Origin of the sequence: Rhodohalobacter sp. 614A (genome assembly GCF_021462415.1) — a bacterium.
In the GTDB taxonomy this organism is placed as follows: domain Bacteria; phylum Bacteroidota; class Rhodothermia; order Balneolales; family Balneolaceae; genus Rhodohalobacter.
Map to the genome: position 1 here is coordinate 1,387,393 of NZ_JAKEDS010000001.1, position 11,640 is coordinate 1,399,032.

An 11,640-nucleotide genomic window follows, 5' to 3' on the forward strand; every position below is an offset into this window, starting at 1 on the left:
ACCACCCATATCATGAATAATCAAATTTCAAGAAAACAGTTTATTAGCTCTTCACTAATGGCTGCTGCAGGATTATCGATTGTCCCCGCTTCTGTTCTGGGAAAGAAAGGAGTTGCTCCAAGTGATAAAATTTCCATCGGGTTCATCGGAACAGGAAGGCTCAGCCCCACTCTTGCAAACGGGATGCTGGCTTTAGAAAATGTAGATATCGTTGCTGCTTCGGATGTATACAAAGCGAAGGGAGATGCTTTTCAAGCGCTGGTGGAAAATCATTATAAAGAAAAAACCGGTCAGAATTCCTGGACTGGATTTCAAACATACCACAATTATGAAGACATGCTGATGCGGGATGATATCGATGCGATTGTTGTAGCCACTCCCGATCACTGGCATGCCAAAGCATCGATTGATGCGGCCAACGCCGGCAAACATATTTACTGCGAAAAACCACTTACACATACCGTTGTGGAAGGAAGGAAACTGGTAAATGCTGTTGAGGCAAATGACGTCATTTTACAGACAGGAAGCATGCAGCGTTCGTGGGAATCTTTTCGCCATGCCTGTGAACTGGTTCGGAATGGATATTTGGGCGAGATCAAAAAAGTGGTTGTGAGTGTTACGGATCCTGCAATTCCTTATGATCTTGAAGAAGAAACAAAGCCTGAAGGCCTGGATTGGGATCGCTGGATTGGTCCGGCCCCGATGAATGTATTTAATTCTATCGTTGCTCCGCCTGTTGAAGATACAGGCTGGCCACGATGGAGAGACTTCAAAGAATATGGCGGAGGTACCTTGTGTGATTGGGGTGCACATATGTTTGATATTGCGCAATGGGCTTTGGGAATGGATGATACAGGTCCGGTTGAACTCATTGCTCCAAAAACACCGGTTCCAAAACGCGGTCTTAAAATGATCTATGCCAACGGAATTGAAATGGAACACTATGAATTTGGAAGGGGACATGGTGTTGAGTTTCATGGAACAGAAGGAACCATGCAGGTTTCCCGAGAGTTTCTCCAAACCAACCCGGCTAATATCGCATCAGCCAGGATGAAATCTTCAGACGAAAGATTGTATCACAGCGATAATCACTACGCAAACTGGATTGATGGAATTCGCGAGCATAAAGAAACGATTTGTCCGCCCGAGGTTGGGCATCGGTCTGCTTCAATTTGCAACATCGCGAATATTGCCTATTGGGTAAATCGTGACCTCAAATGGGATCCCGAAGCCGAACGCTTTGATGATGACGAGGCAAACAGCTACCTGGACAAAGAATACAGAGAAGGATACGAAGTTTAATATTATCGGTTTGGTATGATGACAAAACAGTCACCGACGATTATTGCCGGTGACTGTTTTTTTATGTGCAGGAAAGAAGATTTTTAAAATGAGAAGCCGATTCCAAAAGCCACACGCCGGTACGTAAGCTCCGTCTCAATATTTGTGTCATTGAACTCTTCTTCTTTAAATGAAGCGTTGTTCACATTATAGCTGATATTGATCTGCCATCGAAAACCACTGCTGGTATTAAACTGAATTCCCATGCCGGGATTGATCATCCAGCCACCACTGTGACTTTCAATGAGATGAATGTTTTTGCTTGCAATACTGAAATTATAGCCCGTTTTCAGAAAGAGAAACGGAGCACTGTTGGCCTTAATCAGGTTTAAATTTAACTGAAGATAAACTGGTATCAAATCCAGCGGATCGCGATAGGGGATGTATCCAACACCAATTCCTGCAGCAAAGCGAGGGTTGAACTGGTATCCGTTCATAGTATAGAACAAGGGAGTAAGGTCGTCATCACCTGAGATCAATTCAATCCCGGATGTATTGATATAACCCGACATTTTATAGTATCTGATTACAGGTATTTCTTCTTTGGTAATCTCATCCACTTCATTCATTTGCACGACAAACACATTGCGCCCAGCCGTTTCAATTTTAACCGTCTTGTTATTGATTTCAAGAATTTCTCCTCGCAGAATACTACCATTTGTCAAATAAATTACATCTTCCGTTTCTGATTGGGCAGCAACGGTTTCCGGAGACGAAATCATCCCCAGAATAATGATTAGCATACAAACTATAGAAATAGATAATCCCGGCTTTTTCGAAAGTTTCGTTTGGATATTCATATGTAAAAAAGGTTTATCGAACAGGGTTGAATATTCTTATGAGATCTCCGGAAATGCCTCTATTCCGTATCATTTGCTACCACCGGTATGGTACTGAGGCGTCGCAGGTCATCAATATCACTGTAATCATATTGCACAATTCCGTCATCGCCGGTAACCATTAAAACACCATTGAGCGGTATCACATCATAGGTTTTTAAATCTTTGATATGCCGCAGCAGTTTAATGTCTTTCGGTTTTTTGGCATCCATGATTTTCAGGCCATGTTCGCCTTCACTTACAAACAAAACATCGCCGTCAATTCCCAAGCCATGCGGGCTGATCATGTCATAAAAAGCTGTTTTCTTAGGATTGGTCAGATCTTTCACATCAATGACCTCCAGACGGTTGACCCCGCGTGGACAGCGATCTCCGTCTCGCAAGGTTACAAATGCAAAATCTCCTTCAACAACTACAGGATCGCAGGCGGTTGTATGCGGATATATGGAAAGCTGTTGTGGCGAGAGGGGATTTGTGATGTCGAAAATGTACATGGCAGATGCCGACCCGATAAACAGATTGTCTTTATGCGGAAAAATAGTTTCAATGGCCCATCCAACACTAATTTTATCTACAAGTACAGCGGAGCCGGAGATATCGAAGGTTGAGAGAGTGGAGTGGTCCACCGTATAAAGATGATCGCCGGTAATCGTAAACCGGGCCATTGAACCGCCTGTTCCGCCAGAATTGGCACCGAATGAAGCATCTGCACTACGGTTGAAACTGTCTAACAAAAATACTTCACAATCCACACATCGCCAGGGACGTGCCGGGTGAGATCCGCAATCCGTTTCGCAAACTTCTTCTCTTATCACCGGTTTCCAGTCCACGAGAATTCCTTTTGAAGGATCAATTGACTGGGTTGTAAATCCGGGCGGAATTTCGGCTGAGTTATTAAAAATTCCCTCCATTCTTTTAAGGAGTTCTGGTTGTTGGAGATTACTGATGTCAAAAACCAACAGGTCTTTCTGCGAATCGGCGTACAGGCGATTACCTTTCACGGCAATATCTTTATTGGCAGGAATATTGATGAAACCGATATTGAGAGGAGCAGATGGATCGCGGTTGTCAATAATGTGGATTCCCTCATTTACTTCATTCACAAAAAGGTATCCGTTGTAAAAGTAAATTTTTCCCGGGCGCTGGAGATCGTGGGCTACTTCAAGTGCCACAGAATTGATAAACTCCGTTTCACTCATGTATACAGGTTCATATTCAATCCACCGAATGGTTTGAACGCGAACATCTTCACATGAATTGAATGACGCCCCAATGGCAAGAAAAAAGGTGAAAAGTAAAAAATAACGTCGTCCTGATGATTTTTTAAACGAACTGCCCCATACTCTTTTCATAGCTCAAGTATTTTGGTTGATGTTTTCTTTTGATACACCCTGAAACAGAGCCATACCTATGAATGGGGCTAAAATTGCTGTTTAAGCACAAGCCAACTGTCTAAAAAAGAGGATGTTGAGGGAATGCTTTAGAAGAGCTATAAACTATTCGCCAAAAGAACGGCCGGGTGCTGTGCCTGTCGGCTTACTCCATCTGCAATTTGATGCCGGCAGGAAAATCCAGAAGCGCAAACCAGTGAATCATCGGGAAGATCACGAAGAGCCGGAAACAAGGTCTGCTCGCCGACTTGCATAGAAACGTCGTATTTTTCTTTTTCATACCCAAAACTTCCGGCCATTCCACAGCATCCGGTTTGTAATTCAACAGGTTCAAATCCAAACTGTTTGAACATTTGAACCATCGGGTCGTTACCGACAAGCGCTTTGGTATGGCAATGTCCGTGGATATACACCTTGCGATTTTTGCCAAAATTCCTGGCTTCTTCCGAAGCGAGTTCCGTGTAAATGAACTCTTCAAAGAGAAACGATTTGGCAGCAATTTCTTCCGCTTTTTTGATGTCGGCTTCATCACACAAATCCAAATATTCATCCCGGAGAGTCAGCACTTCGCTGGGCTCCAAACCAACCATTGGAATATCCTGATCGGCAAAAGCCGCAAAACGGTTGATGTTTTCAAAACAGATTGATTTCGCTTCCTTCAAAAATCCCTTGGACAGCTGTGGTCGTCCGGTTGGCCAAATTCCCGGCACCAGCACATTGAACCCAAGAGAAGTCAAAACCTTTAAAGCAGCTTTGGCAATATCCGGTTCATGGTAGTTCGTAAATATATCAACCAGGAGTACAACCTGCTGACCCGCTTCATTTCGAAAATCATCTCCGTTTTTCTTGAACCATTTCTCAAATGTTTCAGAAGCGAATTCAGGAAGTTTTCGCCGGGAATCAATTCCCACAATCTTTTCAAAAGCTTTCTTAACCGGGGCTTGATTGGTGATGAAATTTGTACTCTTCGCAAAAGTAGATGCCAGAGGATATAATTTTTCGGGCCGTCCAAAGAACTTTTCAGCCAATGAAGCCCCTTTTTTTTCATGCCAGCCATTCATGAATTCCGTTTTCATTTTGGCCATATCCACATTGGCAGGACACTCACTTTTGCAAGCTTTACAACTGAGGCAAAGGCTTAAAGCTTCTTTCAAATCTTCTCCCTCAAAACCTTCCGGATTTTCACCCGAAAAAAGTTGCCGGAAAAGATTGGCACGTCCGCGGGTAGTATCTTTTTCATCTCGCGTGGCATGATAAGACGGGCACATTGTTCCGCCGCTTTCAGCTAATTTCCGGCAGACTCCAGCTCCATTGCATAATTCAATTGCTGAACCAAAACCGTCGGTTTGGCGCCAATTAAAAACGGTATCCACTTTCGGTTTTTGATACGTGGGAGGAAATCGTAAATCTGTATCAATCGGCTTTGGATTGATGATTTTACCCGGATTGAACCGATATTCGGGATCCCAAATTTCTTTCACCTGTCGAAGCAGGGGAATCATCTCACTGCCCAAAACAGTTTCGATGTAAGGTGCGCGCGTCCGGCCATCGCCATGCTCACCGGAAAGAGAACCCCGATATTTTTTTACAAGATCCGCGACCTCCTGGGCAATGTCCTTCATTTTCTGGAGGCCGGCCGGATTACTTATATCCAAAACGGGACGAAGGTGCAATTCACCAACCGAAGCATGTGCATAAAACACACAGGATGTGTTGTGCCTGTCGAGAATTTGTTGAAACTCTTTTACATACTCCGGCAAGTCTTCAACCCGAACGGCGGTATCTTCAACAAATGTGGGGGATTTAGAATCACTGCCGAGCCCCATCAAGAGACCAAGTCCGGCTTTTCTGAGATCCCAGACCCGTTGCATTTTGTCATTATCCGTTAATATCGGGTAAGCATAACCAAGGCCCAGTTCTTCAAGTCTGGCTTTCAGTTCAAGGTTTTTTTGCGAAAGTTTATCAGCATCTTCGCCTTCAAACTGGATGATCAAAATACATTTTGGGGAATTTTCTAAAAAGAATCGATTTTTTCGCTGTTCAATATTTCCTTTCGTGGCATCGAGAATAATATCATCCACAAGTTCAACCGCAGACGGAGCCCATTTTACAGCCTCAACAGTTGCAAGCATAGCCTCATGAAGGGATCGGAACTGGGGAATAATCAACGTTTTTTGAGACGGGAGCGGAGCGAGATTTACTTTTGCCGATGCAGTCATTGCCAAAGTTCCTTCACTTCCACAGAGAAGTTCTGCAAGATTAAAAGGCCGGCCGCCGGGTGTGATAGGATCCATTTCACAAAGACGATCTAACGCATAACCGGTATTTCGCCGGATGATATCCGGGTGGGGAAAATGTTCAAAAACAGAATCTTTATGCGTTTTTAAAAGCTCCAGCATTTCCCGATAGATCTTTCCCTCAAGAGTATCGAGTTTGCATTTTTCATCCAATTCTTTTTGAGAAAGCGGCTTGAAAACAGTAGTTGATCCATCACTCAAAACCGCTTCAATCTCAAGAATGTGTTCCCGGGTAGTTTTATGTTTGATGGAAAACGATCCACAGGAATTGTTTCCGATCATGCCTCCGAGCATACAGCGATTTGTAGTGGCTGTATCGGGCCCAAACTGCAGTTTATATTTTGCGGCTTCACGATTGAGAGTATCCCGAATGACGCCGGGCTGAACATGTGCAAAATGGTTTTCAGAATCGATTTGATGAATGGCGGTTATGTGCCGCGAAACATCCATAATGACACCATTTCCGGTTGTCTGACCCGCAAGACTGGTTCCGGCGCTTCGGGCTGTGATCGTAAATCCCTCTTTCTTCGATTTTTTAACCAGATCACAAATATCCTCAAGTGTTTTCGGAAAAGCCACCCCTTGTGGAAGCTCTTCGTAGATGGAGGCATCGGTGGCGTAGAGCCTTCTGATTAGAGAACTCGTTTCAATGCTGGCCATTCGAATGGTATTCTTCTAAAGTGAAAATGAAGCCCTGGCTTTCTCAACAATTTCATCCCCAATGGAAAGCCCTGCAGTGGCAGCCGGACTCGGAGCATTCAGTACATGAATTTCACGTTCGGTCGTTTCAAAATAAAAGTCATCGAGCAATTCGCCATTAGGCTGCAAAGCCATTGCACGAACCCCGGAAGGCGATGTTTTCAGATCTTCTGCCTGGATGGACGGAATTAATTTCCTGAGATTTTTTAGAAATCCTTTTTTCGAAAACGATCGATACATTTCGTCGAGCCCCATTTGCCAATGCTTTCCGGCAAGCTTCCAGAAACCGGGGAAATCAAACGTTTCGAGAGTGTCTTTGAGGTTGAAGGAGGTCTTTTTATAACCTTCTCGCTTGAAAGCAAAAACAGCATTCGGCCCGCACTCTACTCCGCCGAGAGCCATTCGCGTAAAGTGGACACCCAGAAATGGGAACTCGGGGTTTGGCATCGGGTAAATCAAACCTTTTACTTTATGTTCGGCTTGGGTGGTGAGCTCATAATACTCACCCCGAAATGGTACAATTTTAATATTGGGTTTGATTCCGGCCGATCGCGCAACGCGGTCGCTGTGCAGGCCCGTGCAGTTTATAAAATGCCTGGTTTTAAAATTCTCTTTTGTGGATTGAACCGTTAAGCATCCGTTGGTTTGATGCACGCTTCGTACAGGACTTTTAAACTGAACGGATTGTCCGGCTTCGGAAAGTTTATGATGAAGAGACTGGCAGACACCTGTAAAATCAACAATACCGGCACACGGAACATATATAGCCTGAACACCGGCCACATATGGCTCAATTTCTTTTAACTCTTTATTGTCGATTAAACGAATGTTTTCAATTTCATTTTGAAGGCCACGCTCATACAAACCGTTCAATCTGGGGAGGTCATCTTCGGTTGATGCAACGATTACTTTTCCACAAATATCGTGCTCAATCCCGTTCTCCTTGCAGTAATCAACGATCTGGTGGCGTCCGTCGATGCAATTTTTAGCCTTGTAGCTCCCGGGTTGATAGTAAATCCCGGAATGAATAACTCCCGAATTATGACCCGTTTGATGTGCTGCGACTCTGTCCTCTTTTTCCAAAACAAGGATGGAGGAGTCCGGGAATTTCTTGGAAAGTTTATACGCTGTCGACAATCCTACGATACCGGCTCCGGCTACCAAAAAATCATAAACCATTAGCAGTACGTTTTAAATTCAAACATATAAATATAAGAATTGTATTGCTATTAACCTGATATAAAAGCGGCACATTCATAGCGAATAGAACCATTAGATAATCATTAAACATTTTACCGTAAATCCTGTTATTTTTACGGCTTAATCTTTAAAGGAATTAACAGAATGAAAAAAGTAAATCTTCTATTAATCTTTTTGTTTTCATTGATTTTGGCCGGTTGTGGTGGCGAATCGGATTCGCAGCAACAAGCACAAAATCAGGAAAACGATTCAGAAGAAAGTATTGTTGAAAATGCGGTCTTTACGGATCTGGATGGCAATGAAGTGAGTGTGGGTGAGTATGAAGGAAAGCTCGTTCTTATTGATTTTTGGGAAACCTGGTGCGGACCCTGTTTGCAGGTTTTTCCCGCGATGCAGGATCTTCGCAGTGAACATCCGGATAAGTTTGAAGTTTTGGCCGTAACTGTAGGACTCAACGAAGGCCCCGAAGAGGCAAAACAATTTGTTGAGCGGAATGATTATGATTTTGAATTTTTGTATGATGAGAATGATATTTTTGACAGGTTGGGAGGTCAGGGCATTCCTTTCAAAGTATTTATAGATCCGGATGGAAATCTCATTACCATTGAAATGGGATCCTACGGAAGAGAAGCCGATTACGAAAAAACGAAAGAGTTATTGGCTCAATATTTCGAAATCGAAGAGTAATCAATCGATTTTTGGGTTGAACCTTATGTTTAATCCGTTTGTTAATTGAAAAGCAAATTTAAAAACAACACTATTTTTTAATGGAACAACAAGTAGAAAAATTACCCTACAAAGTTAAAGATATTGGTCTTGCCAAATTTGGCCGGCAGGAAATTTCACTTGCCGAAGCAGAAATGCCCGGATTGATGGCAACCCGCGAAGAATTTGGTAAATCAAAACCCCTGAAAGGCGCACGTATTGCCGGTTGCCTTCACATGACTATTCAGACGGCTGTTTTAATCGAAACACTGGTTGAACTCGGTGCGGAAGTCCAGTGGTCATCATGCAACATTTATTCCACTCAGGATCACGCCGCTGCAGCGATTGCAAAAGCCGGCGTACCTGTTTATGCATGGAAGGGAATGACCGAAGAAGAATATGAGTGGTGTATTGAACAGACACTTTTCTTCCCGGACGGAAAACCTTTAAATATGATTTTGGATGACGGCGGTGATCTCACCAATGTGGTGCTGGATAACTATCCTGAATTGGCCGAAGGAATTCGCGGTATTTCTGAAGAGACAACTACCGGCGTGCTTCGGCTCTACGATCGCGTGAAAAAAGGAACGCTTACCATTCCGGCGATCAATGTGAATGATTCTGTAACCAAGTCTAAATTTGATAACAAATATGGTTGCCGTGAATCCTGTGCCGATGCTATTCGTCGTGCTACAGATGTAATGATGGCCGGAAAAGTTGCCGTTGTAGCCGGTTACGGTGATGTTGGAAAAGGTTCTGCCGCTTCATTGAGAGGAGCCGGTGCCCGCGTAATCGTAACTGAGATTGACCCGATTTGTGCGCTTCAGGCTGCAATGGATGGATACGAAGTAAAACGAATGGCCGATGCCGCAAAAGAGGGCGATATTTTTGTAACCGCCACCGGTAACAAAGACATCCTGACTGAAGAGCATTTCAAACTGATGAAAGACAAAGCGATTGTTGGGAATATTGGTCACTTTGATAATGAGATTGATGTAAAATGGCTGAAAGACAATGCTGAAGAAGAGAATATCAAACCCCAGGTAGACCTGTTTCGGTTTGAAGACGGTAAAGAACTGATTCTTCTTTCGCAAGGACGACTCATGAATCTTGGAAATGCAACAGGCCATCCAAGCTTTGTAATGAGTAACAGTTTCACCAATCAAACTCTTGCACAGATTGCTCTTTGGAATGAGGAGTTTGAAGTGGACGTACATGTTCTTCCTAAACATCTCGATGAGAAAGTTGCACGTCTTCACCTTCAAAAAATCGGTGTGGAGTTAGAAGAACTTTCAAAAGAACAATCTGATTACATCGGGGTTCCAAAACAAGGGCCTTATAAACCAGATCATTACAGATACTAATCTGTTTGCAGATAAGAAATCTATAAGTAAAGAAAAGCCCGTCCTGAATTTCAAGACGGGCTTTTTAGTTTTTGAGACACTGTCTTTTCACATCAGTATATAATTTATCTCAAGACTTCTTTTGATTACGGCTTAAAACGCTTTGCCGATAAGAAAATACAATGTCTTTTTGTGGCTCTTATTATTCACCTCGGGTAAACTGAACATTCAGATCCAGTTTTACTTCATCAGAAACCACGAGATTTCCGGCCTCCGTTACGCCATTCCATTTTAAGCCAAACTCTTTTCGATTAATTTTTCCGGTTACTTCAAATCCAGCTTTTACATTTCCGTAGGGATCTGTTACGGTTCCGCCATAAACGGCATCCAATTCAACGGGTTTTGTGTTTCCGCGAATCGTCAGATTTCCAATAAGTTTGTATTCACCTTCACCAATGTGCTTGAAAGAAGTGGATTCAAATGTAAGTTTTGGATGCTCTTCTGCATTGAAGAAGTCATCAGATTTCAGGTGTGCGTCACGGTCTGAGCTATTGGTATCAATACTGTTTACATCCGCTTCGAAGGTTATCTTCGCATCTTCAAAATTTTCGTTGTCTGTTTCAACAGATGCAACAAAAGTTTTGAATTTCCCAGTCACAGTAGAAATCACAAGGTGTTTTACTTTAAAGTTGATTTCGGAGTGAGCCGTATCAATTGTCCATTTAGTTAAAGTGTCAGCTGCCATAATTCAAATAGTTAGATTAATATCAATTAGTTTAATATTAAACTAATTTAGTATAACATTGATTCCTGAACAAATAGAACTTATTGATGATGTTTATAGATAAGTTTCGTTTTTTTTAAAAGGAGATAGGATAGAAAAAACGTAAGGGGATTATGAATTCCCCCTACGTTTCTTAAATGCATTTTATAGTTCTTTAATAGAGATATTTTTGAACTGCACCAAAGACGGCGGACTGTTCCATTCGCCATTGGCATCTTTACTGCCGTGGTGTTGCAGCGCAATTTTCCCGGATTCGGGAACTCCAGGGAGATGAGCCTTATCCAAAACGACGTGGCCATTTAATTCAACGGTCAGGTATTCGTCTTCAACCGTAATCACAAAACTATTCCATTCGCCAATATTATGATCAGCATTCATAGTGGGGGTCACGCCCGCACGAACTTCCTGCGATAGGGAGGAATCGGTTCGGTAGCCATACACTTCGCCGGAGCCAATGGGCCAGTTCCAGATATTAATTTGAGCTTTTGATGTTCCCCGAACATAAATTCCTGAGTCGGAATCAGGTACAGCCATGCGGATTGTTTCGCCATTTTGGTCGAGTTTGTGAGATCCATCCGGCATAATAATCGGCACATTGGGATTAATGTAAGGTGTTTCTTTGATCCGCCAGTCAACTTTAAGCACAAAATCCTGGTACTCTTTTTCCGACCAAAGTGCTTTATCATCTTCAGCTTCACTCATGGCATCGTAATCTATCACCCCGTCAACAACCTTCCAGTGGCCACCGTCACCTTCAGGAACAATCCATCCGGACAGATCATCTCCATTGAAGAGAGAGGTCCATTCGTTTTGCGAAGGCTGAGTTTCAATGGAAGAAGTTGAAGTGAGAGCAAAAACGAAAATGAGAAGACCGGCAGTGAAAAAAGATATAATAATGTTGGTTAGGTTAGGCAGAGATTTCATCAAGACGTGTTTAGGTTATTGGAATATTTAAAAAGTCCTTACTCTGAAAGTAACAGTTAGAAATAAGAATTCAGACATTGAAAAACAATAAAATTTAAAGTGATAAATAACAGCACT

9 protein-coding genes are annotated in these 11,640 nt (G+C 42.8%); 3 read left to right on the forward strand and 6 right to left on the reverse strand.

The annotated features are described in order from the left end of the window. Positions 1 to 12 precede the first annotated feature (12 nt). Positions 13 to 1,302, forward strand: coding sequence for a Gfo/Idh/MocA family protein (locus tag L0B18_RS05535; RefSeq protein ID WP_234569369.1), 1,290 nt, complete (start codon positions 13 to 15; stop codon positions 1,300 to 1,302). Between the two features lie 83 nt (positions 1,303 to 1,385). On the opposite strand, the gene L0B18_RS05540 is transcribed toward L0B18_RS05535, so the two are convergent. The 4 genes from L0B18_RS05540 to lhgO form a co-directional block, all read right to left on the reverse strand. Continuing rightward, positions 1,386 to 2,141 (reverse strand): porin family protein, encoded by a 756-nt coding sequence (locus L0B18_RS05540; protein WP_234569370.1) that lies wholly within the window; start codon positions 2,139 to 2,141, stop codon positions 1,386 to 1,388. A 59-nt stretch (positions 2,142 to 2,200) separates the two neighbouring features. After that, positions 2,201 to 3,532 carry an LVIVD repeat-containing protein gene (locus tag L0B18_RS05545; RefSeq protein WP_234569372.1) on the reverse strand — a complete coding sequence of 444 codons (1,332 nt, stop codon included), beginning with the start codon at positions 3,530 to 3,532 and terminating at the stop codon, positions 2,201 to 2,203. A 137-nt stretch (positions 3,533 to 3,669) separates the two neighbouring features. After that, positions 3,670 to 6,528, reverse strand: coding sequence for an FAD-binding and (Fe-S)-binding domain-containing protein (locus L0B18_RS05550; RefSeq protein WP_234569375.1), 2,859 nt, complete (start codon positions 6,526 to 6,528; stop codon positions 3,670 to 3,672). Positions 6,529 to 6,543: 15 nt separating this feature from the next. Next, a complete protein-coding gene (lhgO, locus tag L0B18_RS05555) occupies positions 6,544 to 7,746 on the reverse strand; it encodes an L-2-hydroxyglutarate oxidase (protein ID WP_234569378.1) in 1,203 nt (400 codons plus the stop codon). A gap of 165 nt (positions 7,747 to 7,911) precedes the next feature. Here lhgO and L0B18_RS05560 point away from each other — a divergent pair, with 165 nt between their 5' ends. Together L0B18_RS05560 and ahcY are read left to right on the forward strand one after the other, a co-directional pair. Further along, the gene (locus L0B18_RS05560) at positions 7,912 to 8,454 is read left to right on the forward strand and encodes a TlpA family protein disulfide reductase (RefSeq protein ID WP_234569423.1); all 543 of its coding nucleotides are present in this window, start codon (positions 7,912 to 7,914) and stop codon (positions 8,452 to 8,454) included. Between the two features lie 80 nt (positions 8,455 to 8,534). Further along, the gene (gene ahcY, locus L0B18_RS05565) at positions 8,535 to 9,836 is read left to right on the forward strand and encodes an adenosylhomocysteinase (RefSeq protein WP_234569435.1); all 1,302 of its coding nucleotides are present in this window, start codon (positions 8,535 to 8,537) and stop codon (positions 9,834 to 9,836) included. Positions 9,837 to 10,017: 181 nt separating this feature from the next. On the opposite strand, the gene L0B18_RS05570 is transcribed toward ahcY, so the two are convergent. Then, positions 10,018 to 10,560, reverse strand: a complete 543-nt coding sequence (locus tag L0B18_RS05570; protein WP_234569438.1) for a YceI family protein — start codon at positions 10,558 to 10,560, stop codon at positions 10,018 to 10,020. Between the two features lie 183 nt (positions 10,561 to 10,743). After that, entirely contained in the window at positions 10,744 to 11,523 is a 780-nt protein-coding gene (locus L0B18_RS05575; protein ID WP_234569441.1) for a 3-keto-disaccharide hydrolase, read from the reverse strand. Positions 11,524 to 11,640 lie beyond the last annotated feature (117 nt).